The organism is uncultured Pseudoflavonifractor sp. (assembly GCA_904419835.1).
GTDB lineage: Bacteria > Bacillota > Clostridia > Oscillospirales > Oscillospiraceae > Pseudoflavonifractor.
Genome location: CAJFTA010000045.1, coordinates 1 through 21,708, shown reverse-complemented (window position 1 = coordinate 21,708; position 21,708 = coordinate 1). Strand labels below are relative to the sequence as shown.

Sequence of the window (21,708 nt, the reverse complement as noted above, 5' to 3'; positions counted from 1 at the left end):
CAACTACGACTTCTGGTACGACGCCTCCCAGCTGATGCAGAACCTGATGAAGAACCAGAACAAGAAGAACGAGGAGAAGGCCCAGGAGCTCAAGGAGTTTATCTCCCGCTTCTCGGCCAACAAGTCCAAGAGCAAGCAGGCCACCGCCCGCCGCAAGCTGCTGGAGAAGATCACCCTGGAGGAGATCCCCGCCTCCTCCCGCCGCTACCCCTGGGTGGCCTTCAGCCCTGACCGTGAGGTGGGCAAGGACATCCTCTTTGTCACCGACGTCAGCAAGACCATTGACGGCGTGAAGGTGCTGGACCACGTCAGCTTTATCGTGGGCCACGGGGACAAGATCGCCTTTGTGGGCGACAATGAGAACGCCCACACCGCCCTGTTCAAGATCCTGGTGGGCGAGATGGAGCCCGACGAGGGCACCGTGAAGTGGGGCCAGACCGCCACCTTCTCCTACTTCCCCAAGGACAACACCGAGTTCTTCCAGGACTGCGACGACAACCTGGTGGAGTGGCTGCGGCAGTACTCCTCCGACCCCCACGAGGCCTATCTCCGGGGCTTCCTGGGCCGGATGCTCTTCTCCGGCGACGACGTGTACAAGCCCGTGAAGGTGCTCTCCGGCGGCGAGAAGGTGCGCTGCATGCTCTCCCGGATGATGCTCTCCGGCGCCAACGTGCTGCTGCTGGACCAGCCCACCAACCACCTGGACCTGGAGTCCATCGCCGCCGTCAACAACGGCCTGGAGGCCGTCAAGTGCAACGTGCTGGTGTCCTCCCACGACCATCAGCTGGTCCAGACCGTGTGCAACCGCATCTTTGACTTCACCGACGACGGCAAGCTCATTGACCGCAAGATGACCTACGACGAGTATCTGGAGTCCATGGCCGCCAACGGCTGATTGTGATTTCTTAAAGCCCTTCACAATGGGGCCCCCCGCCGAAACCCAGCGGAGCGGGTTCGGTGGGGAGAGGACGAGCAGCGAAGTGAACGAGGCCTGCCGCCATATGGGGTCCCCGCCGGGCAATGCCCGGTGGGGAAAGGACGAGCAAGGGAGCGGCGCGAGGAATGGCCGCTTAGGCCGTTCCGAGACTGAGCGGACTTTGTGAGGACGCGCTGAGCGATACGCAGCTTGCGAGGACGATGGCTTGCGGCGGGAAAACTTAAGAAGCCGCCGAACTTGACAGCAGTTGCCTGCCGGTTCGGTGCTCTGCGTGCCGTTCCTGCGTCGCCCGAGCAGCGTTACCCGCCCAGACTTGTAAGCAGCTGCAATTCAAGGGGCCTCCTCAATGCCGCACCTGCTTCTCTGCGTCGTGTTTCAGTCTCTGCCCGAACAACCCTGCTGCCCCAGCCGCAGCCGGAAAAAACGGTGCAAATTTCCTTCTTTTGTGATATACTGCTATATTAGCTATTATGCTTGCTATGCAAAAGCACAGCAAACCCGGCCATATGCCGCTTACGGCGGCATGGCCATAACATTACAACAGCGCATGGGCCGGGACGGCCCATATGCGCATAAACTTTATGCGCCGCAGGCCCCTGCCTGTATTCGTAGTGCGTCCCTGGCGCATGAAGTTTATTTTCCTGAGTGAGGTCTTGCCGCAATGCGAAAAGAGATTGTCCTCCCGTCCCTGGCGGTGGGCGGGGGTATCGTGGGACTGCTCCTCCGCCGCTGGGAGCTTGCCACCGCCTTTGAGGCGGACACCGGCCTGGTCACCCCCAACATGCCCTCCACCTGGGCGCTGATCATCTGGTCGGCGCTGCTGGCGGCGGCGTTTATCCTGCTGTGCCGGGGCAAGCACCGCTCCTTTGCCGGGGGCTATGACGCCGCCTTTGCCGCCAAGGGCAACACGGTGTACATCACCGCCATGGTGCTGGCCGCCTTCCTGCTGCTGGCCTCGGCGGTGCTCAACTACATGGGCATCCCCGCCGCCTACGCCGAGGCGGTGGCTGCCGCCCGGGCGGGCAACGCCCAGGGCACGCCCCTGTTCAACGTGCTGCCCCGGGCTATTTTAGGCGCCCTCGCCGCCGTCTCCTTCTTCTGCGTCCTCTCCACCGGCAGGAACAACTACCGGGGAGAGGGGAAGGGCAAGTTCAGCTTCCCCCTGCTGGCCCCGGCCTACATGGGCTGCATCTGGCTCATCGCGGCCTACCAGGTCCGGGCCGGGGACCCGGTGCGCCAGGATTATATCTATGAGCTCTTCGCCATCATCTCGTCCCTGCTGGGGCTGTACTTCATGGCAGGCTTCTCCTTTGAACGGGCCAAGGTGTTCCGCTCGTCCCTGTTCTCCCTGCTGGGCGTGTACTTCTCCCTGGTGACCCTGGCCGACGGCCACGAGCTCTATGTGGTCCTGCTCTACGGCTTCTGCATCCTCAGCCTCACCGCCAACGTGACGGCCCTCCTGGCCAACGACACCCGGCCCGAGCCCAGAGCCCGCCGGAGCCATTCCGAAGAGGAAATCAGCGCCGAAGATTCTGAAACGGAGGTAACCCCCGATGAGCAATAAAGGAAAATATTATATCACCACCCCCATCTACTACCCCTCGGACAAGCTCCACATCGGCCACGCCTACTGCACCGTGGCCACCGACGTGATGGCCCGCTACAAGCGCCTGACCGGGTATGACGTCATGTTCCTCACCGGCACCGACGAGCACGGCCAGAAGATTGAGGACAAGGCCCGTGAGGCCGGCGTGACCCCCAAGCAGTATGTGGACAACATCGTGGAGGGGGAGCGGGGCGTCCTGGATCTGTGGAAGCTGATGAACATCTCCAACGACCGCTTCATCCGCACCACCGACGACTACCACGAGCAAGGGCACCTACAAGGGCAAGTACTGCAAGCCCTGCGAGTCCTTCTGGACCGAGAGCCAGCTGGTGGACGGCAAGTGCCCCGACTGCGGCCGGGAGGTGCAGGACGCCGAGGAGGAGGCCTACTTCTTCCGCCTGAGCAAGTACGCCGACCGCATCCGGGACCTGCTGGAGAACACCGACTTCCTGGAGCCCCACAGCCGGGTCAACGAGATGGTGAACAACTTCATCAAGCCCGGCCTGGAGGATCTGTGTGTGTCCCGCACCAGCTTCACCTGGGGCGTGCCCGTGGACTTTGACCCCGGCCACGTGGTGTATGTGTGGATTGACGCCCTGTCCAACTATATCACCGCCCTGGGCTATGACAACGACAAGTACCACGACTACGACAAGTACTGGCCCGCCGACGTCCACTTTGTGGGCAAGGAGATTGTCCGCTTCCACTCCATCATCTGGCCCGCCATCCTGATGGCCCTCAATCTGCCCCTGCCCAAGAAGGTGTTCGGCCACGGCTGGCTCCTGCTGGACGGCGGAAAGATGAGCAAGAGCAAGGGCAACGTGGTGGACCCCTACCTGCTCTCCGAGCGGTACGGCGTGGACGCCCTGCGGTTCTTCCTGCTGCGGACCTTCCCCTTCGGCTCCGACGGCAACTTCTCCAACGAGGCCCTCATCGGCACCATCAACACCGACCTGGCCAACGACCTGGGCAACCTCCTCAGCCGCACCGTGTCCATGGTGGGCAAGTACTTTGGCGGCGGCACCCTGCCCGCCGAGCAGACTGCCGACGGTCTGGACGACGAACTCATCGCCCTGGCCTCTGGCCTGCGGGACAGGTACGAGGCCGCCATGGAGCGCTTCGCCTTCCAGGACGCCCTGAGCGAGGTGTTCAAGCTCATCTCCCGCGCCAACAAGTATATCGACGAGACCGCTCCCTGGGTGCTCTCCCGGGATGAGGCCAACAGGCCCCGCCTGGCCCGGGTGATGTACAACCTGCTGGAGAGCCTGCGCATCTCCGCCGTGCTGCTCACCCCCTTCATGCCCGACACCTCCGCCGAGATTCTGCGCCAGATTGGCGCCTGCCCCTGCTGCTCCCAGTGGGAGAGCGCCGGCAAGTGGGGCTCTCTGTCCGCCACCGCCACCGTCAGCCGGGGCGACAACCTGTTCCCCCGTATCGACGTGGAGAAGGAGCTCTCCGCCCTGGAGGAGCTGGAGGCCCAGGCCCGGAAGGCCGCCCTGCCCGCGGTGGAGGTGGAGCCCTTCGCCCAGGAGCAGGTGGACTTCGACACCTTCTGCAAGAGCGACTTCCGCGCCGTGAAGGTGAAGGCCTGCGAGAACGTGAAGAAGAGCAATAAGCTGCTCAAGTTCACTCTGGACGACGGATCGGGCACCGACCGGCAGATTCTCTCCGGCATCGCCATGTACTACAAGCCCGAGGAGCTTGTGGGCAAGACCCTGGTGGCCATTATCAACCTGCCCCCCCGCAAGATGATGGGCCAGGAGAGCTGCGGCATGCTCATCTCCGCCGTCCACACCGAGCACGGGGAGGAGAAGCTCCACCTGCTCATGGTGGACGACGCCATCCCCGCCGGCGCCAAGCTCTGCTAAAGCGCCCGAGCCGCCGCGAGCCGCGGCACAGTGAACCGCGCAGACGAAAAAACAGGCGACGCCAAAGGCGGAGCGGCATTTTTCGCGGAGCGGTGAACAGTGACCGCGTCGCGAGCAGGCGAGGCGTGATTCACAAAGCGTCCGAGCCGCCGCGAGCAGCGCGAACGAAATTGGCCAGGCGTAGATACTATTCTCAGGTTGACGAACGCGAAAAAGAGAGAGCAGAGCTTTGAACTGCCCCAGAGTATGCGGACAGTACAGAAAGAGCCCTGGTAGGAAACATTCTGCGCAGGAAAAACAACCAGGGGAAGAGCCTGGCGGCTCTCCCCCTGGTTGTTATTGCGCTTTCTTCAGCTGCTGCACTTCGCGGTTTAACTTTTTGACCATGGCTTCCAGTGCGGCGATTCTGGTGTCCATGATTTCCATGTCGTCCAGCTTTTCCAGCTTTTCTATCATGATGCCCTGGTTCTCGGCCAGCAGGTCGAATCTGTGCTTGAACTGGGCGTCCATCAGCACGGTGACGTCGTGCATGATTTCTGCCTTTTGGATTTGGAGCTCTTCTTTCATCATCGCTCTGAGCGCCTGCATCTCTTCGTTGGTCATGTCGCCGTCTCCTTTCGTGGTATCCTCCTGTGGTAGCTATCTTATCATGGGTATGCGCCGGGTGTCAATCGTGGCGGCGCAATCTCTCATCCCTCGGAAGCGCGCAGGATGTCTCTGCGGGCGCGGACCGCTGTCCGGCAGGATATCCTTATGCGCCCGCTGGGGATTTTGTCAGGCTCCCCCGCCGTCCGCCCCCAGTCCTGTCATCAAAACTGCCGGTCATGCCGGAAATCCCCCCCCCATGATTGGCTCAAACTGTGCAAAAGAGAGGAAGATGTCCATGTACCGCTACGAATACGTCCCACTGTACACCGGCGGCGGCTTCTGGCTCAACAACAGCGACAGCCAGCACCGGGAGATCATCGACCGGTACGCCGCCGCAGGCTGGCGCTATGTGGGCTACATCCCCACCGAGTTCACCAGCAACGGCGGCACCAAGTCCATTGAGCTGATTTTTGAGCGGGAAGCGGACTGAAGCAACGCGGACGGGCCCCGGGCGGAATTTTCCGCCCGGGGCCCGTCCGCCTTCCAAACGCCCTTTGCCGGGTAGCGGCGCCGCGCGCGCCCCCTGTCAACCCCGGCCAGCCTTGCAAATCCCCGCAAAAAGGGATATCATATCCCTGAGAAAACCCGCTGACAAGGAGAGCCGACTATGTACTTCGACACCCACGCCCACTACTATGACCGCGCCTTTGACGCCGACCGGGACGATGTCCTCGCCGCCCTGCCCGCCGCCGGGGTGGATCTGGCCCTGTGCCCCGGCTGCGATTTGGAGAGCTCCCGGCAGTCGGTGGCCCTGGCGGAGCAATACCCCCACCTGTACGCCGCCGTGGGCTTCCACCCGGAGAACCTGGAGGGGGCGCGCCTCTCCGACCTGGCGGAGATTGAGGCCATGGCGGCCCACCCCAGGGTGAAGGCCATCGGAGAGATTGGCCTGGACTACTACTGGGAGAAGGACCCGGACAGGCGGAGGATTCAGCGTGATTTCTTCTCCGCACAGCTCTCCCTGGCCGAGCAGCTGGACCTGCCCGCCATCGTCCACGACCGGGAGGCCCACAGGGACAGCCTGGACATGGTGCGCGCCCACCCCAATGCCCGGGGCGTGTTCCACTGTTACTCCGGCGGCGTGGAGGACGCCAAGACCCTGGTCATCATGGGCTGGATGGTGTCCTTCACCGGGGTCATTACCTTCAAGAACGCCCGCCGGGCCCTGGAGGTCATCCAGTGGCTGCCCATGGACCGGATTATGATTGAGACCGACGCGCCCTACATGGCCCCCGAGCCCTACCGGGGCAGGCGGAACGACTCCCGGTATGTGTTCCGCATGGCGGAGGCCATCGCCCAGGTGAAGGGCCTCACCGCCGAGGAGGTGGGGCGCATTACCACAGAGAACGGAAAGCGCTTTTTCAACATTCCCTGACAGGAGGTAAGCCTATGGAGACCATCACCTATGAGTACGAGGGCGGGCTGTACGTCAACCTGACCAACCGCTGCGACTGCGCCTGCGTGTTCTGCCTGCGGCACAACGGTCACAAGGGCAGCATCTACGCCGATGACCTGTGGCTGGACCACGAGCCCACCCGTGAGGAGGCCCTGGACGACTTCCTGCGCCGGGACCTGACGGCCTACCGGGAGATTGTGTTCTGCGGCTTCGGGGAGCCCATGTACCGCTGGGACGACATCGCCTGGCTCATCGACGCCCTGAAGGCCCGCTGCCCGCGGCTGCCCCCGGTGCGCATCAACACCAACGGCCACGCGGCGCTGTTCCTGGGCCGGGACGTGACCCATGAGCTGTCCGGCCGGGTGGATACCGTGTCCATCTCCCTCAACGGCTCCACGGCGGAGGAGTACTGCGCCGTCACCCGGCCCAAGGACGGCCCCGCCGCCTGGAAGGCCATGCTGGACTTCGCCGCCCGGTGCCGGGAGTTCGTGCCCCACGTAATTATGACCATTGTCAACAAGGACAAGACCCCGGAGGAGATTGAGCGGTGCCGCCGCCTCACCATGGACCTGGGGGTCACCCTGCGGGTGAGGACCTATATCCCCGACTAAACTCCCTCTGAACGCACAGCCGCCCCGGCGGGCCATGGCCCGCCGGGGCGGCTGTGACTGTCGAAAAAGTGGCTTCCGCCACTTTTTCGAGGGAGCTTCATGAAATTTTTGCCTCGATTTCTCATGAAATTGTCGGCAAAAATTTCATGAGAAGTGTCATGTTCGAGGCGCATGTCCTCGAACATGACGGATTTTTATTTGATTCCGTCATCTGCGGATGACGGAACTCTGCGAGGCTTCCCCTTCTGGAATGTTTTTTGACAAAATAAGCCGCCCCGGCGGGCCTATAGCCCACCGGGGCGGCTTATTTTACTGTCCGCCGTCTCCGCCGGCGTCCTCCGGGTCTTTTCCCGCCGCCGGGTCTTCCTCCTCCTGAATCCACTCCCGGAAGGCCTGCACCACCAGAATGGCCAGGCCTGCCACGGCCATGGCCGCCAGCAGCAGGAGCACCGGCAGGTCACTGCTGCCGCTGAGGTACCAGGTCAGAGGCCCACCGCCGCCCAGATGGGCCAGCGCCTCGGCCACCGTCCACAGCCCGGCGGAGAGCAGCCCACCCAGAAAAAGGCAGACACCCAAAATCGTCTTTTTCATCCTATCTCCTCCCAATCATGCACATTCAGCATCTCGGCTCCGGCCTCCGCAGGGCGCTTTTTCTCTTCTTATTATAGCCTGAACCGGGGCGGAATGGCAAGGGGCAGGGCTCAGGCCGCCTCCTCGGCCAGCTCGGCCAGGGCCTCCTGCTCGCTGTCGGCGGAGAAGCGGAAGCGCCCGCAGGCGTCGTACACCTCCACGTGACCATAGACCCAGCGCATGGAATACTCCTTCATAACCGGACGCTCCTTTCTTCTGTCCCCGCCTTGGCGGGCTGTCTCTTCTGTCCTTGCAGGCACAGTATAGCAGATAATGAGTCCAATAAACCGGACTTTTAATCGGCGGGACAAAAAAACGCCGGCGCATCCCATGGCCTGGGATGCGCCGGCGGCGCTGTCTTATTCGGCGGCGTTATTTCCCGTTCTCCGGCCCGTCCGCTTCAGGAGCGGGGACGTCGAGGTCCCCGGAGGACATCCGCTTACCCTCGGGGGTCAGCTCGCTCCGCTGGCGGCGGATGGAGGGCACGTCGTCCATGCGGCTCTTGATGCGGCCGTCGGCCTCCCGGAGGGCGCCCGGGTCGGTAAAGACCTGCTCAAAGGCGGCGGCGTCCATGGTCTCGTTCTCCAGCAGGTACTCCGCCGTCAGCTCCAGCTGCTCCCGCTGCTGGGTGAGGATGGCCCGGCAGCGCTCATAGGCCCTGTCGATGATGGCCTTGACCTCCTGGTCGATGAGATCGGCGGTCTCCTCGGAGTAGCTCTTGGCCTGGGCCATGGAGCGGCCGATGAAAATCTCGTCGTGGCCGGAATCAAAGACCACGCTGCCCAGCTTTTCGCTCATGCCGTACCGCATGACCATGTTGCGGGCAATGGCGGAGGCCCGCTGCAGGTCGTTGCCCGCGCCGGTGGAGATGTCCCCCAGCACCAGCTGCTCGGCCACCCGGCCGCCCAGCAGGGAGGCAATGCGCTCCTCCAGCTCGGTGCGGGAGAGGAAGCTCTTGTCCTCCTGGGGCAGGGAGATGGTCATGCCGCCCGCCCGGCCCCGGGGGACGATGGTGATCTGGTGGACCGGGTCGGCGGTCTCCAGGGCGTGGCTGACAATGGCGTGGCCCGCCTCGTGGTAGGCGGTGAGCTTCCGCTCCCGCGCGATGACCACCCGGCTCTTCTTCTCCGGCCCGGCGATGACCTTGATCACCGCCTCGTGGAGGTCGGGCATGGTGATGAACCGCTCCCTGCGGCGGGCGGCCAGAAGGGCGGCCTCGTTCATCAGGTTCTCCAGGTCCGCGCCGGTGAAGCCGCCGGTGGCCTTTGCCACGTCCTTCAGGTCCACATCATCGGCCAGGGGCTTGTTGCGGGCGTGGATTTTCAGAATCTCCTCCCGGCCCTTGATGTCGGGCGCACCCACGTAGATCTGCCGGTCAAACCGGCCGGGGCGGAGGAGGGCGGGGTCCAGAATGTCCTGCCGGTTGGTGGCGGCCATGACGATGACCCCCTCGTTGGCGGCAAAGCCGTCCATCTCCACCAGCAGCTGGTTCAGGGTCTGCTCCCGCTCGTCGTGGCCGCCGCCCAGGCCGGTGCCTCTCTGGCGGCCCACGGCGTCAATCTCGTCGATGAACACAATGGCGGGGGCGTTCTTTTTGGCCTGGTCAAACAGGTCCCGCACCCGGCTGGCGCCCACGCCCACGTACAGCTCCACAAAGTCGGAGCCGGAGATGGACAGGAAGTGGACCCCGGCCTCGCCGGCCACGGCCTTGGCCAGCAGGGTCTTGCCGGTGCCCGGCGGGCCCACCAGCAATATGCCCTTGGGGATGCGGGCGCCCAGGGCCAGGAAACGCTTGGGGTCCCGCAGGAACTCCACTACCTCCCGCAGCTCCTCCTTCTCCTCGTCGGCGCCGGCCACATCGGCAAAGGTGACCTTCTTGCCCTCGTCGGAGACGGTGCGGGTGCGGGCCCGGGAGTAGCGGCTGGTCTTGTCGGCGCCGCCGCCCCCGCCGGCCTGCCGCTGGAACATGATGTACCACATGGCGAAAAAGACCACCACAATCACCAGCGTGGGAAGCAGGGCGCTGGCCCAGGCGGGCAGGCGGAAGCCCGCCGGATAGTCAAAGGTCTGGATGATGCCGTTGGCGTGCTGCTTGACGATGGTGTCGTTGAAGTCCCGGTAAAACAGCTCAAAGCTGGGCAGCTTGTAGCTGACCGTATAGCTGCCCTGGTAGGGCTCCCACAGCTCCATGGTCACCACGTCGTCCTTGACCTGGACGGTCTTGACCTGCTGGTTGTCCAGCAGGTCGTGGATTTCGGAGTAGTAGACCGCTCTCCCCGCGTTCAGCCCCATCAGTGCGTACACGGTGGAGAGCAGGATGAGGAAAATGAACAGGTAGAACACCAGGTCGCGGCCGGAAATTTTCTTCTTCACTACGGACCTCTCCCTCCACGGGGCGCCCGTGAGGGCGGGCCCGTTTCAATTCACAGCTTATGTTGCGCCGCCGGAAGGCCGGGATGGACGGGGTACTCAGCCCTCGCCGCCGTACACCCGGGGCTTGAGAATGCCGATGTAGGGCAGGTTGCGGTACTTCTCCGCGTAGTCCAGGCCGTACCCCACCACGAACTCGTCGGGGATGGTGAAGCCGGTGTAGTCCACGTGGACCTCCTTCACCCGCCGGTCGGGCTTATCCAGCAGGGTGCACAGCTTCATGGACGCGGGCTTCCGGGCCTGGAGCAGCTGCAGCAGGTAGGACAGGGTGTTGCCCGAGTCCAGGATATCCTCCACCACAATGATGTCCTTGCCCTCGATGTCGTCGGACAGGTCCTTGGTGATCTGCACCTGGCCGGAGGAGGTGGTGCCCCTGCCGTAGGAGGAGACGGACATAAAGTCCACGGTGCAGGGCACCTCAATCTTCCGGATCAGGTCGGCCATGAACACAAAGGAGCCCCGGAGCACCGAGATGAGCATGGGCTCCTTCCCGGCGTAGTCCCGGTTGATTTCGGCGGCGATTTCGCTCACCCGCCTGTCCAGTTCTTCCTCAGAAAAAAGTACCCGTTCAATGTCCTGTTCCAGCATAGTCGCTCATCCTTCCATTCTCTCTGTTTCTGTGGGGTTGTATTCCCTCTCCCGCCGGACAAAGCGCAGGGCAGCGCCGAAGCGGGGGTGTGACCCGTTCTCTCCCAGACCGGCCACGGCAATGACGCCGTCGCCGTCGGCGGCCACGGGAATCCGCTCCCGGTCCCGCCGGGGGATTTTTTCGTCTATCATCAGCTTCTTTACCGTGCGGCTTCTGCGGCCGGGGCGGGTCAGCTCGTCTCCCTGCTGCCGGGGACGCACGGTCAGTCCCGGCCAGGGCTCCTCCTCCAGCACCAGAATCCAGTCGGTGCCCGGGATGGGGTTCTCTCCCCGCACAGGGGTCACCGGCTCAAAGGGGGGACGGGGGTCGTCCTGGGTGGTGAGGAGCAGCTCGCCGTACACCCGCTGGGCCAGCCGCCCGCCCGGCAGGAAGGCCACCGCCGATGGGTCATCCCCCCGGCACAGGTTCACAATGGCCTCCAGGTGGGCGGCGGAGCAGTCGGTGTCCCCGTCCCCCATCATCTCCAGCAGCCGCCGGGCGGCCCGTGGGGCGATGGCGGCGGGGGCGGCGGCCAGACAGCGGGCCTCGATGACCAGGTCGTCCTCCGCCCAGCGGGCGTGGGCGCACACCTGGGCGGCCTGGGCGTTGAGAAAGTCATTGTCCGCCCGCAGATAGCGGGTGGTGTCCGCCATGCGGCGGACAAAGCCGGGGTTGAGCTCCTCCAGCAGGGGCATGACCTGGCGGCGGATCCGGTTGCGGGTAAAGCGCTCATCGGCGTTGGAGCTGTCCTCCACATGGGGGAGCCTGTACAGCCCGAGATAGTCCTCCACCTCCCGGCGGGTGGTAGTGAGCATAGGCCGCACCAGATCTCCCCGCCGGGGTGCGATGCCCGCCATGCCCTGGAGTCCGGTCCCCCGGATGAGGTGGAGCAGCAGGGTCTCGGCGTTGTCGTCGGCGGTGTGGGCGGTGGCGATGCGGTCGCAGCCCAGGCGCTGGGCAGTCTGGCGCAGGAAGGCGTACCGCATGTCACGGGCGGTCTCCTCCAGCCCCCGGCCCTGCCGGGCGGCCTCACCGGCCACGTCGCCCCGGCCCACCGCCAGCTCCACGGCGGGCAGGGTGTATTCCCCTTCCGGCCCGGCAATGCGCTGGGGGCCGCACCATCTGGCCGCAAAGTCCCGGACAAAGGCCTCGTCCCGGTCGGACTCCGCCCCCCGGAGGCAGTGGTTGTAGTGGGCGGCAACCAGGGTAAAGCCCAGCGTGTCCCGCAGCAGCCACAGCCGGTGGAGCAGGTACACCGAGTCCGCCCCGCCGGACACGGCGCACAGCACCCTGCCCCCCCGGGGGAGCATGTCGTATTCCATTGCAAGGGTATTCAGGGCGTCTGTCATAGATTCTCCTTATGGGGTTTGGCAGATCATTATGTCCAAAGGCGAACTCATTTCGCCACAGCACACCGCATCTAGTGGGGGGAGAATTCCCCCCTGGAAGATATCACGCCTCGCGTCGTCCTCGCAAGCTGCATATCACTCGCCCCGGCATAAATGCCAGGGATCGCTCACTCCGCTGCTCGTCCTCTCCCCAGAAAAGCGCTTCGCGCTTTCCCGGGGGCCCCGGTTTCTCCGCGCGGCGCATAACGGCTCGGACGCTCAAAGCTGTGCGGAGCAGGACATGGCCTGCGCAGCACACCGCTGCCCCTGGCCGCGGCGGCCAGGGCCACCCCCGCCGTGCGGGGGTGAGGGGGGTATCGGAGCCGTTGTGCCGCCAACGGCGGCGCGGCGGCTCCGTATCTAGGGGGGACAGCGTCCCCCTTGGAAGATGTCACGCCTCGCCTGCTCGCGACGCGCGGCTTCCCTCCCACTCGGGCTTGAAACAGTGCCGCTCCGCGGCCCTTCGGTTTCGCGCCCTCGGTCCGGTCCATCCGCGCTGCTCGCGACGGCTCGGACGCTCAGTATTCCTGGTGCCGCCGGTCGATGGAGGAGAAGGTGGTGTACTCGGGCAGCCACTGGAGCTCCACCGTGCCGGTCTCGCCGTGGCGGTTCTTGGCGATGATGCACTCGGCCAGGTTGTGGTTCTCGTCGTTGTCGTTATAGTAGTCGTCCCGGTAGAGGAACATGACGATGTCGGCGTCCTGCTCGATGGCGCCCGACTCCCGCAGGTCGGAGAGCATGGGGCGCTTGTCGCTGCGGCTCTCGGGGCCGCGGGAGAGCTGGGACAGGCAGACCACCGGCACGTTGAGCTCCTTGGCCATAATTTTCAGGGCCCGGGAGATGTCGGAGACGATCTGCTGCCGGTTCTCGTTGCTGCTGCGCTGGGGGCCGCCGGCGGAGGTCATCAGCTGCAGGTAGTCGATGACCACCAATCCCAGGTTGTCCACCCGGCGGCACTTGGCGTTCATGTCGGCCACCGAGAGGGACGGGTTGTCGTCAATGAGGATCTGGGTCCGGTTGAGGGCGGCCGAGGCGGCGGCGATTTTGGTCCAGTCCTCCTCGTTGAGCCGGCCGGTGACCAGCTTCTTGTTGTCCACAAAGCTCTCGCCGGAGATCAGGCGCATGGCCAGCTGCTCCCGGCTCATCTCCAGGGAGAAAAAGACCACCGTCTTGCCTGAGAACTTGCCCGCGTGGAGCAGCACGTTGAGGGCGAAGGAGGTCTTGCCCATGCCGGGCCGGGCGGCCAGCAGGATGAGGTCGGACTTGTTCAGTCCCGCGATGGCCCGGTCCACATCGGGCAGGCCGGTACTCAGGCCGGGCACCTCGCTGTCCTGGGCGGAGAGCTCGTTGAGCCGCTCGTACACGCTGAGGATGACCGTGGAGATGTGCTCCAGACCCTGGGCGCCCCGGCCCTGGCGGATGGCGTAAATCCGCTGCTCGGCCGCTTCCAGCACCTCCTGGGCCGTGCCGGTGCCCTCCTGGATGAGGGCGGTCAGATCCCCCGCCGTCTCGGCGATGCGCCGCAGCAGGGCCTTGTCCTTCACGATGGCCACGTATTCCTTCACATTGGCCGCCGTGGGGGTAATCTCCATGAGCTGGAGCAGGTAGTTCCGGGAGGTGTTCTCGTCGTATACGCCGTTCTGGCGCATGTGGTCCAGCACGGTCACCGGGTCGATGGTCAGGGAGAAGTTGAACATGGAGTAGATGGTCTCGTAGATCTCCCGGTTCTGCCGCAGGTAGAAGTCCTCACCCCGCAGCTCCTCCACCACCTCGGGCACGCACCGGGCGTCAATGAGCATGGACCCCAGCACCGCCTGCTCGGCCTCCACCGAGTGGGGCATCTGCCGGGTCAGCAGCGCCTCATCCATATTCTCACCTCCTGGGTAAAAATCAAACGCTTTTCTGTCGCGGGGGAAATACCCTCCGGCGGTGGAATGTGTTTTTTACTCCTCCACCACCATGACGCTGAGGGTGCCGGTGATCTCGTAGCCCAGCTTGACCTTGAGCTTGTAGCCGCCGAAGGCCTTGATGGGCTCCTCCTGGACGATCTTGGTCTTGGCGATGTCGATGTTGTGCTGGGCCTTGAGGGCGTCGGAGATCTCCTTGGAGGTGACGGCGCCGAAGAGCCGGCCGCCGTTGCCCCCCTTGGCCGTCACCTTCACGGTGATGCCGGCGAGCTTCTCGGCGATGGCCTGGGCCTCGGCCTTCTCGGCGGCCTCCTGGGCCTTCTTGGCCTTCTCCTGCATCTTCATGGTGTTGATGTTCTCCGCCGTGGCGGCCACGGCCAGCTTCCGGGGCAGGAGGAAGTTGCGGGCGTAGCCGTCGCTGGCCTCAATCATCTGGCCCTTCTTGCCCTGGCCCTTTACGTCCTGCTGTAAAATAACCTTCATGTTATATCGTTCCTTTCTGAAAATAGGGTGTCTGTCTTATTCGTCCTCAAAATACTGGTCGATGGACCGGATAAGGTCCCGGGTGACCTGGTCCAGCGTCCCGGGCACCTGGGCGCCTGCGGTGGCGGCGTTGCCGCCGCCGCCCAGCTTCTCCAGCACCACCTGGACGTTGGTGTCCCCCATGCTGCGGGCCGAGATGATGACCCGCTCCCCGTCGGGGAAGAGGACAAAGGACGCGTCAATGCCCGCGATGTTGAGCAGCTCGTCGGCGGCCTGGGCGGCGGTGACCCGGCCCACGGTGTGGTCCACCCGGGCCACGGCGATGTTGTTGCGGTACATCTTGGCGTTCTGGATGATGTCGTACTTGGCGATGGTGCCCTCCAGGTCGTTCTGGAAGAGCTTCTTCACGTCGCCGGTGTCCGCCCCCGCCCGACGCAGGTAGGCCGCCGCCTCAAAGGTGCGGCCGCCGGTGCGCATGGTAAACTGCTTGGTGTCCAGCACAATGCCGGACAGCAGGGCCTCCGCCTCCAGACGCAGCAGGTCGGCCGGCTCCATGGCGTACTGGAGCAGCTCGGTGACCAGCTCGCTGGCGGAGGAGGCGTAGGGCTCGTGGAAGTTGAGGGCGGCGTTGGCGATATAGGTGGCCGCCCGGCGGTGGTGGTCGATGACCGCCACTTTGTTGCAGGAGAGCAGCACCTCCTGGGCGGATACCTGCTCGGGCCGGTTGGTGTCCACCACCACCAGCAGGGCGTTGGCGTCGGCCATGATGAGGGCGTCCTGGGCGGAGAGGAAGGCGTCCCGGTACTCGGGCAGGGCGGCAAGCCGGTCGGCCATGCCGCTGGCCGGGTTCTGGCCGCTCTCCTTGATAATGTGGGCGCTCACGCCCCGCTTGCGGCACAGGGCCATGACACCCGCCGCCGCGCCCATGCAGTCCAGGTCGGGGTACTTGTGGCCCATGATAAACACCATGGACGCCGAGCTGATGAGCTCGGCCAGGGCGTTGGCCATGACCCGGCTCTTTACCTTGGTGCGCTTCTCGGTCTCCTTGGAGCGGCCGCCGTAGAATTCAAAGGTGAACTTGTTCTTCACCACCGCCTGATCGCCGCCCCGGGACAGGGCCATGTCGATGGACAGGTTGGCGTACTGGAACAGCTCCTGGAGGCTGTCGGCATCCTTGCCGATGCCGATGGACAGCGTAGCAGGGATGCCGTTGGGGCTGGTGATGGCGTGGACCGCGTCCAGCACGGAGTACTTCCCGTCCTGATAGGCCTGCAGGTGCCGCTCCTCGAAGAGGAACAGGTAGTGGTCCCGGTTGTAGCGGCAGAAGATGCCGCCGGCAGGGGCCACCCACTCGTCCAGCCGGGCGTTGATCTCGCTGAGCAGGGCGGAGCTGGCGTTGTCCGACAGGCCCTTGAGAATTTCCTCGTAGTTGTCCAGCAGGAGGATGGCCGCCACAGGCCGGGAGTCGTAGAACTCCTCCCGCACGTTGGCAAACTCGGTCACATCCACCCAGTAGGTGGTGGCCAGAAAGCTCTGGCGGCCCCGGTCGTCGGTGCGCACCAGGTGGCCGTATACCAGGAAGCGCCGGTCTCCAATCCGCACCTCGTTGGGGCACTGGCTCTTGCCCTCCATGAGCCAGCGGGAGTTGAAGTCGGGCACCACCGCGGACAGCTTGGTGTCAAACAGGTGCTCCCGCTCGCCGGTGAGCTGGAGGAAGCGCTCGTTGGACCAGATGACCTCGTCGGTCTCCGGCTTGAAGATGACCATGGGCAAAGGGGCGTTGACCATGGTGTCCTTGGTGGCCACGTCGATGTTGCAGGTGACGTTGTCGATGTACTTGAGGATCTCCCGGCGGCGCAGGTTGCTGGCTCTGCGGAAGTAGCAGTAGAGCATGAGCACCACCACCGCCTCGGAAAGCCCCAGGTAGAGGTTAAAGAAGGCGGAGGCCACGGTGAAGCACACCAGGGCGATAAAATAGAGCCGCAGGCTGGGCTCCAGCAGATGGCTGAGCTTGTTTTTCTTTTTCACGGCGTCCTCACCTCGGCACACAGCACATAATGAGAGAGATTATTATATCAAGAAAGTCCAGAAAAGTCTACTATCCTTTGCCCCGCAGCGCTTCCGGCACATTTCCTGCCGAAAAAGTGCAACAGTTTGCAACCGGCGGCGCTGTGTTGCGGTCTGCATGGGCCTATTTGGGCCCACCTGAGCTATATTGCGGAAGATTCTGGCCGGAACGCAGCGTCCACTTTTGTGGCCGTCTCCCGCTGCCGGGACCGCTTGTCGTAATGGGTGTATACCCGCAGCGTCATGGCCGGGGTGGTATGCCCCAGCAGGTACTGGACCTCCTTCAGGTCTGCCCCCGTGGCCATAAGCCGGGAGGCGTAGGTGTGCCGCAGCAGGTGAGGGTGAACGTAGAAGTCCAGGGCCGCCCCCTTGTGGACCACCGCGCCGCCGGAGTCCACAGCGCAGAGAAATTGCAGCTGCCGGGTGATCCGCTTTGCGGATTGCATGTCCATCGCCCCCACCACTGTCATGGTGTCCGTGGCCCGCCGTCTTTGCCGCAGCGCCTCCAGCAGAACGTCCGGTATCGGCAGCACCCGCTTTGCGCCCTGGGTTTTCAGGCGGTCCGTGAGCTCCAGCCCGGACCTGTGGAATACCGCCTGTCGCCGGACGGTGATGGTCCTGCCGGTGAAGTCCACACTGTCCCAGCACAGCCCCAGCGCCTCACCCCGGCGCAGACCGGCGAAGAGACACAGGCATACAAAGACGTACAGGTCATCGCCCTTGGCCTTTGCCGCCGCCAGCAGGGCGCGGACCTGGCCCTCGGTGAGGGGCACCCGCTCGGCTGGAGGTGTCCCGCCCGGCTTAAACTGAGAGGTCACCGGGCTCACCGCAATGACACGGTTGTCAATGGCGAACTGGAACACCTCCCGCATCCGGGAGAGCAGGGCGGCCTGGGTCCCCTTGGCCAGCTCAGCGGCCTCGGACATGACGCGGGCAATGTGGACGGGCCGGATATCCCGGACCCGGAGATGCCCGATGTAGGGCAGTACATGGTGGTCCAGGGTGATGTTGATGAGGCGGATGGTGTTTTCGTTCACCTTGGGCCGCTTGCAGAAGTCCAGCCAGGTCCGGGTGAGCTCCCGGAATGTCGTGTTGTCCCCGATATTGATGCCCATGCACAGCTCCAGCTGCGCCCGCTGCACCTTCTCGTCCAGCTCCTTCTGCGTCTTGGCCCGGATATATTTCCGCTTCCCATCAGGGCAGCGGAGTGCTTTGGTCAGATATTTTGTGCTTGCCATGAGATTTTCCCCCTTGTAATCCGTCGGCCAGACTGATACAATGAGGGTAGTTAACATAATCATGCGCACCGTAGCCGTCTCCTGTTGCAGCAGGGGGCGGCTCTTTTTATCGGCGCTCCGGTTTGCGGGTAGTCCACAGGTGGGCAGACCTGCCCGTCTTTAATTTCCTTATTTTCCCATTTTTAAAAACGGATTTTGGGGTACCGCGATTTCCGAGGGGCCATTTCCTAAAAAACGACCCCCCGCCCTTCGGGGACCATACCCCCCTACCCCCTACCCCTGGGTGGCGGTGGACTACCCGGGGGCTGCCCGGTACCCCCCTACCCCTACTCCTGCCCCTACGGCCTGGGGGTGGGTGGCCCTTGTCTCTTGGCCCGGCTGCCGGTGGTGGGTGTGGGATTATTGTGCAGTGAAATGCCCACTGTCCCCGCTATGCCTTGGGCCCCAACGGTTCCGCGCCGCTGTCCCGCCTGGAAGTGCAACCGATGTGCAACAACCGGCCATCTCCGGCGTGTTCTCTCCGCGCTGCTGAGGCTCTCCCGCCCGCCGGTGGGAAGTCCACAGGGGCGCTCACTTGGAAGGGGCGTCGCGGTCCATGCTGTCCTCTACGGCATCAACGATAAATTGGTTCAGTGATTTCCCCTGCTCTGCCGCAGCGGCTTTCCATCGCTCTTTTGTTCCCTTTGGCGCGGCAACCGATAAACGATCCAGGTTGGCGGCGTCCCATTTGCGATTTCCTTCTTTTTTCGCCTCTGTATATTTCTGTGCAGCCAAACAAAACACCTCCTCTATTGGATTAAGTTTATCATCGTTTTAGGCACTTAACAAGTGTACATTTTGAACAATAGTACACTTAATAACTTGTACAATATCCCATCTTGAATTCACTTAATAAGTGCATTATAATGGGCACTGTCAGGAGGGACAAGCCCCGGGAGCCCGCCACGCCGCTGCAATACGCGAAACCGCCGCAGTACCGGGGCCCCTCACCAATTAAATAAGGAGGTCAGCACCGTGAGCACGCATGAACTGGAAATGAAGGTCCGGGAGCTGCGACAGCTCCAAAGCCTCATCGAGGAGGCCACCCAGGAGGCGGAGGCCATCAAGGACGCCATCAAGCTCCACATGGGCGACGCCGAGGAGCTGTGGGCGGGGGAGTACAAAGTACGCTGGACGCGCTGCACTACCACCCGTGTGGACACCACCGCGCTGAAAGCCGCCGCGCCGGAGCTGGTGGCGCGGTTCACCAAGACCACCGTCACCCGCCGCTTCACCGTAGCATGAGAAATGCCCCTTGCGTCACAGCCAACCAAAGCAGACGCAAGAGGCACCACAACCCCCAAAACAATAAGGGGGACTGAGGCGAGTATACCACAGTCCCCCGCCCACTACAAGGAGGATTTGACATGAAAGAGATTATTATTCGTATGCTGGACCGACTGGACGACCGCAAGCTGGACCTGGTGTTCTTCTTCATCCGGGGTCTGACGGGCTGACGAAGCACTGAGGGGGTGGGGCAGAGCTCCGCCCCCTCCACAGCCTCAGCGGGAAAGGAGGTGAGGCCGGGAGCACAGGGGACGCCCGCCCCGGCAGGACAGAACAGGACCAGCGCCGCCCGACGCGGCGCCAACAAGGAAAGGAGTACCCAAATGGAACTGGATCAGCTCAGGAGACGCGCACGCCGCCACAACCTCCGCATCATCACGGACCGGAGCACCGGCCTTTACTACCTGGTGGACATTGACACGAACTGTGTCGCCGCCCCCGGCCCCATGAACCTGGGCTCGGTGGAGGCCTGGCTCGATGACCTGGACAGCGAGGAGGGCGCGGAGTAAGCCGTCCCGCCGCTCATGTCGTCCACAGGGGTGCCCGCTCGGTGTTATGCCGGGCGGGCGCTTCTGCCGTCCGGCGTATCCCTTCTGTAACCTCACAGGCGGCCCGCAGAGCGGCGCAGAAACTGACATGGTATAACTACTCTCTCCGGCGGCTCCGCGGCGCTCCTGGCCGTCCCCGGGGCTATGCTGTGGACTTCTCCGCTCCGCCGCTGCTGCCCTTCAGGAACGAGCGGGTGAGCGCTTCCCGCCGCAAAACTTCCCGCTCCACGGGGGCAATGCCGGTGCGCTGGAACCGGCGCAGGCCAACGCCGGAAACGTAGTCCGTGCGCTCCTCCAGGAACTGCCCCAGCCCCAGCGCGGCGCAGCGGGAGCGGAGCGCCTGGATACCGTTCCGTTTCAGCTGCCTCACCCGCGCCGGGTCTGTCCCGCGCTGGGCCGCCACGGTCTCCGCGCTCAGTTCGTCCAGACAGCAGCCGCGCACCGCTGCGGCCTGGTCCGCCGGTATGTGCTCCAGTGCCCGCTCCAGCGCCGCCCGGAGCTGCTGCCGGTAGAGCTCGTTTTCCACAGACTCAAAAGCACTGTCCGGTGCTTCAACGGTATCCCCCAGGGTGAGATCGTCGCCCTCGCTGCCCTGCACCGGCGCGTCCAGGCTCAGCGCCTGGTTCAGCGGCTTTCGGGTTGTGGTCTCCTCCGCCGTCAGCCGGATAAAGCGCCGCCGTATCAGCGTGGCCAGCAGCGCGGAGAAACTGCCCTGTTCCGGATCGTGGGCCGCCACGGCGTCCAGGAACGCGAAATAACTCTCCTGCACAAGGTCATCCGCATCAAAGCCGCATTGTGCCGCCTGCCCGCTCAGGCTGTTGGCGATCTTGTAGACGAGGCGGCGCTGGGAATTCCACAGGGGTTCCAACTGGTCCGCCTGTCCGGCCTGTGCTGCCAGCGCCATTGCGTCCACTTCTGCGCTGCTCATTGCGTCCATCTCCTTTCCAGTTTCTGGGCGCAGTTCCTTCGCCGCGCTCCAGGAATTCCCACAATATTGCATTTCGTACCTGATTATTTTATATACGAACTAATTCGAGCCGTCCAGCTCCTCCCATATTATACCACTACCTCGACGTGTAGTCCACAGTGTAGAGACATAATCTGTAATTCTGTATTTCCAAAATAGACTTGTAGCTGTTCGTAGCTGTTGTAGCTACTCAGAGGCCATTTTTTCAAAAGTCCCCTATGAGAAAAAATATTTTAGAACTTTTGTAAAAACGGGGTCTGAGCAGCTACAAATCTGCTGAGCAGCTACAACGCCGTTTTCCCGCTCGGAGTATGCCCCTGTGGACACCCGCCTGCCCGGCATTGCTCGTAGTCCACAGTGGGGCAGATAGCCGCTCTTGCAATTTCTTGCACTTTCATATGATCCTTTCCTAAGGAGGCTCCTCGCGAGAAGGCCCCATACAAAACTGCAAGAAATTGCAATACAGCCGATCGACGCTCCTCCGCTGTGGATTTCGGCGAAAAAGAGAGGCGGAACGGGCGAATTGGGGGCATACCCCGTTCACCGCTCCACCCCCCCTGTGGAAATCTCATCCCGCCCAGGTAGCCCGGTAGCCCCGGACCAGCGTTGTGGGGCTGCCTCCGTTTCTGGGCCTCCCGCGCACAGAGTGAATACCCAAACGCTCCAGTCCTTGGGCAAACGCACGACTGCCATATGGCTTTTGTCCGTTCTCCAGCCCCCAGTCCTTGTACAGCCCGTAGAAGTACATGAGCCGCTCTTCTCCGGCGGTGTCCTGCTCCAGCACCTCACCCACGAACTCGGCTATGCGGTCTGAGCTGCGCTGGTACTCGTCCACAGCGGTTCGCACCGCCTCGGGCTCTTCCAGTCCGCGCTCCATGTACGCCGCGAGACCGCACAGCGCCCAATTCAAAATACCGGACAGGCTCTCCGGGTGAAGTGACCCCAAAAAGTTAGACAATATTTTTGAAGAAATTGTTCAAGCAACCGAAAGGGCTTGTTGTCTGTGGAGAGCAGGCGGCAAGCCCTTTAG

At 63.4% G+C, this 21,708-nt stretch carries 20 protein-coding genes and 1 pseudogene; 8 read left to right on the top strand and 13 right to left on the bottom strand.

Translation table 11 applies throughout. The features are described 5' to 3' along the window. The 3 genes and pseudogenes from QZY67_RS08670 to metG form a co-directional block, all read left to right on the top strand. Positions 1 to 895: ATP-binding cassette domain-containing protein (locus tag QZY67_RS08670; protein WP_295369736.1), on the top strand; the 895-nt coding region annotated here is incomplete at its 5' end. A 703-nt stretch (positions 896 to 1,598) separates the two neighbouring features. Continuing rightward, positions 1,599 to 2,501 carry a hypothetical protein gene (locus QZY67_RS08665; RefSeq protein ID WP_295369735.1) on the top strand — a complete coding sequence of 301 codons (903 nt, stop codon included), beginning with the start codon at positions 1,599 to 1,601 and terminating at the stop codon, positions 2,499 to 2,501. After that, positions 2,491 to 4,411 (top strand): annotated as a pseudogene (gene metG / locus QZY67_RS08660) (methionine--tRNA ligase). Before QZY67_RS08665 ends, metG begins: the two are co-directional and overlap by 11 nt. A 336-nt stretch (positions 4,412 to 4,747) precedes the next feature. Here the strand turns inward: metG and QZY67_RS08655 are convergent. Next, positions 4,748 to 5,014 (bottom strand): hypothetical protein, encoded by a 267-nt coding sequence (locus tag QZY67_RS08655; protein WP_294535978.1) that lies wholly within the window; start codon positions 5,012 to 5,014, stop codon positions 4,748 to 4,750. A gap of 280 nt (positions 5,015 to 5,294) precedes the next feature. Here QZY67_RS08655 and QZY67_RS08650 point away from each other — a divergent pair, with 280 nt between their 5' ends. The 3 genes from QZY67_RS08650 to QZY67_RS08640 all read left to right on the top strand — a co-directional run bounded on the left by QZY67_RS08650 (position 5,295) and on the right by QZY67_RS08640 (position 7,066). Further along, positions 5,295 to 5,489 (top strand): DUF4177 domain-containing protein, encoded by a 195-nt coding sequence (locus tag QZY67_RS08650; RefSeq protein ID WP_295369734.1) that lies wholly within the window; start codon positions 5,295 to 5,297, stop codon positions 5,487 to 5,489. A gap of 177 nt (positions 5,490 to 5,666) precedes the next feature. After that, entirely contained in the window at positions 5,667 to 6,434 is a 768-nt protein-coding gene (locus tag QZY67_RS08645; RefSeq protein WP_295369733.1) for a TatD family hydrolase, read from the top strand. A 14-nt stretch (positions 6,435 to 6,448) separates the two neighbouring features. After that, positions 6,449 to 7,066 (top strand): TatD family nuclease-associated radical SAM protein, encoded by a 618-nt coding sequence (locus QZY67_RS08640; protein WP_295369732.1) that lies wholly within the window; start codon positions 6,449 to 6,451, stop codon positions 7,064 to 7,066. Positions 7,067 to 7,375: 309 nt separating this feature from the next. On the opposite strand, the gene QZY67_RS08635 is transcribed toward QZY67_RS08640, so the two are convergent. From QZY67_RS08635 to QZY67_RS08590, 10 genes are all read right to left on the bottom strand, one after another. Continuing rightward, positions 7,376 to 7,657, bottom strand: coding sequence for a hypothetical protein (locus QZY67_RS08635; RefSeq protein ID WP_294535969.1), 282 nt, complete (start codon positions 7,655 to 7,657; stop codon positions 7,376 to 7,378). Between the two features lie 110 nt (positions 7,658 to 7,767). After that, positions 7,768 to 7,893: a hypothetical protein gene (locus QZY67_RS08630; protein ID WP_295369731.1), complete on the bottom strand. Its 126-nt coding sequence runs from the start codon at positions 7,891 to 7,893 to the stop codon at positions 7,768 to 7,770. 175 nt (positions 7,894 to 8,068) lie between these two features. Further along, positions 8,069 to 10,069: an ATP-dependent zinc metalloprotease FtsH gene (gene ftsH / locus QZY67_RS08625; protein WP_295369730.1), complete on the bottom strand. Its 2,001-nt coding sequence runs from the start codon at positions 10,067 to 10,069 to the stop codon at positions 8,069 to 8,071. 96 nt (positions 10,070 to 10,165) lie between these two features. After that, positions 10,166 to 10,714, bottom strand: coding sequence for a hypoxanthine phosphoribosyltransferase (gene hpt, locus QZY67_RS08620; RefSeq protein ID WP_294535962.1), 549 nt, complete (start codon positions 10,712 to 10,714; stop codon positions 10,166 to 10,168). A 6-nt stretch (positions 10,715 to 10,720) separates the two neighbouring features. Beyond that, positions 10,721 to 12,103, bottom strand: coding sequence for a tRNA lysidine(34) synthetase TilS (gene tilS, locus QZY67_RS08615; RefSeq protein WP_295369729.1), 1,383 nt, complete (start codon positions 12,101 to 12,103; stop codon positions 10,721 to 10,723). Between the two features lie 557 nt (positions 12,104 to 12,660). After that, positions 12,661 to 14,010: a replicative DNA helicase gene (dnaB, locus tag QZY67_RS08610; RefSeq protein ID WP_295369728.1), complete on the bottom strand. Its 1,350-nt coding sequence runs from the start codon at positions 14,008 to 14,010 to the stop codon at positions 12,661 to 12,663. Positions 14,011 to 14,085: 75 nt separating this feature from the next. Continuing rightward, positions 14,086 to 14,532: a 50S ribosomal protein L9 gene (rplI, locus tag QZY67_RS08605; protein ID WP_295369727.1), complete on the bottom strand. Its 447-nt coding sequence runs from the start codon at positions 14,530 to 14,532 to the stop codon at positions 14,086 to 14,088. A gap of 36 nt (positions 14,533 to 14,568) precedes the next feature. Next, a complete protein-coding gene (locus QZY67_RS08600) occupies positions 14,569 to 16,560 on the bottom strand; it encodes a DHH family phosphoesterase (protein WP_295369726.1) in 1,992 nt (663 codons plus the stop codon). Positions 16,561 to 16,742: 182 nt separating this feature from the next. After that, complete coding sequence (locus QZY67_RS08595) at positions 16,743 to 17,837, bottom strand: site-specific integrase (RefSeq protein ID WP_295369725.1); 1,095 nt, start codon at positions 17,835 to 17,837, stop codon at positions 16,743 to 16,745. 570 nt (positions 17,838 to 18,407) lie between these two features. Beyond that, positions 18,408 to 18,611, bottom strand: a complete 204-nt coding sequence (locus QZY67_RS08590; protein WP_295369724.1) for a toxin-antitoxin system HicB family antitoxin — start codon at positions 18,609 to 18,611, stop codon at positions 18,408 to 18,410. A 240-nt stretch (positions 18,612 to 18,851) separates the two neighbouring features. On the opposite strand from QZY67_RS08590, the gene QZY67_RS08585 reads away from it, so the two are divergent. Beyond that, positions 18,852 to 19,121, top strand: coding sequence for a hypothetical protein (locus tag QZY67_RS08585; RefSeq protein WP_295369723.1), 270 nt, complete (start codon positions 18,852 to 18,854; stop codon positions 19,119 to 19,121). A gap of 365 nt (positions 19,122 to 19,486) precedes the next feature. Beyond that, the gene (locus QZY67_RS08580) at positions 19,487 to 19,672 is read left to right on the top strand and encodes a hypothetical protein (protein WP_148316270.1); all 186 of its coding nucleotides are present in this window, start codon (positions 19,487 to 19,489) and stop codon (positions 19,670 to 19,672) included. A 181-nt stretch (positions 19,673 to 19,853) separates the two neighbouring features. Here the strand turns inward: QZY67_RS08580 and QZY67_RS08575 are convergent, their stop codons facing one another. Next, positions 19,854 to 20,639, bottom strand: a complete 786-nt coding sequence (locus QZY67_RS08575) for a sigma-70 family RNA polymerase sigma factor (RefSeq protein WP_295369722.1) — start codon at positions 20,637 to 20,639, stop codon at positions 19,854 to 19,856. Positions 20,640 to 21,246: 607 nt separating this feature from the next. Further along, on the bottom strand, positions 21,247 to 21,525 hold the full coding sequence (locus QZY67_RS08570) for a primase-like DNA-binding domain-containing protein (protein WP_295369721.1): 279 nt from the start codon (positions 21,523 to 21,525) through the stop codon (positions 21,247 to 21,249). Between the last annotated feature and the right edge of the window lie 183 nt (positions 21,526 to 21,708).

Bases quoted from the DNA above. Each gene is read 5' to 3' on its own strand.
- QZY67_RS08655 (WP_294535978.1), bottom strand. From the start codon at position 5,014: ATGACCAACGAAGAGATGCAGGCGCTCAGAGCGATGATGAAAGAAGAG.
- QZY67_RS08580 (WP_148316270.1), top strand. From the start codon at position 19,487: ATGGAACTGGATCAGCTCAGGAGACGCGCACGCCGCCACAACCTCCGC.
- QZY67_RS08575 (WP_295369722.1), bottom strand. From the start codon at position 20,639: ATGAGCAGCGCAGAAGTGGACGCAATGGCGCTGGCAGCACAGGCCGGA.
- QZY67_RS08665 (WP_295369735.1), top strand. From the start codon at position 1,599: ATGCGAAAAGAGATTGTCCTCCCGTCCCTGGCGGTGGGCGGGGGTATC.
- QZY67_RS08645 (WP_295369733.1), top strand. From the start codon at position 5,667: ATGTACTTCGACACCCACGCCCACTACTATGACCGCGCCTTTGACGCC.
- QZY67_RS08640 (WP_295369732.1), top strand. From the start codon at position 6,449: ATGGAGACCATCACCTATGAGTACGAGGGCGGGCTGTACGTCAACCTG.
- QZY67_RS08630 (WP_295369731.1), bottom strand. From the start codon at position 7,893: ATGAAGGAGTATTCCATGCGCTGGGTCTATGGTCACGTGGAGGTGTAC.
- dnaB (WP_295369728.1), bottom strand. From the start codon at position 14,010: ATGGATGAGGCGCTGCTGACCCGGCAGATGCCCCACTCGGTGGAGGCC.
- QZY67_RS08595 (WP_295369725.1), bottom strand. From the start codon at position 17,837: ATGGCAAGCACAAAATATCTGACCAAAGCACTCCGCTGCCCTGATGGG.
- tilS (WP_295369729.1), bottom strand. From the start codon at position 12,103: ATGACAGACGCCCTGAATACCCTTGCAATGGAATACGACATGCTCCCC.
- QZY67_RS08635 (WP_294535969.1), bottom strand. From the start codon at position 7,657: ATGAAAAAGACGATTTTGGGTGTCTGCCTTTTTCTGGGTGGGCTGCTC.
- QZY67_RS08650 (WP_295369734.1), top strand. From the start codon at position 5,295: ATGTACCGCTACGAATACGTCCCACTGTACACCGGCGGCGGCTTCTGG.
- rplI (WP_295369727.1), bottom strand. From the start codon at position 14,532: ATGAAGGTTATTTTACAGCAGGACGTAAAGGGCCAGGGCAAGAAGGGC.
- hpt (WP_294535962.1), bottom strand. From the start codon at position 10,714: ATGCTGGAACAGGACATTGAACGGGTACTTTTTTCTGAGGAAGAACTG.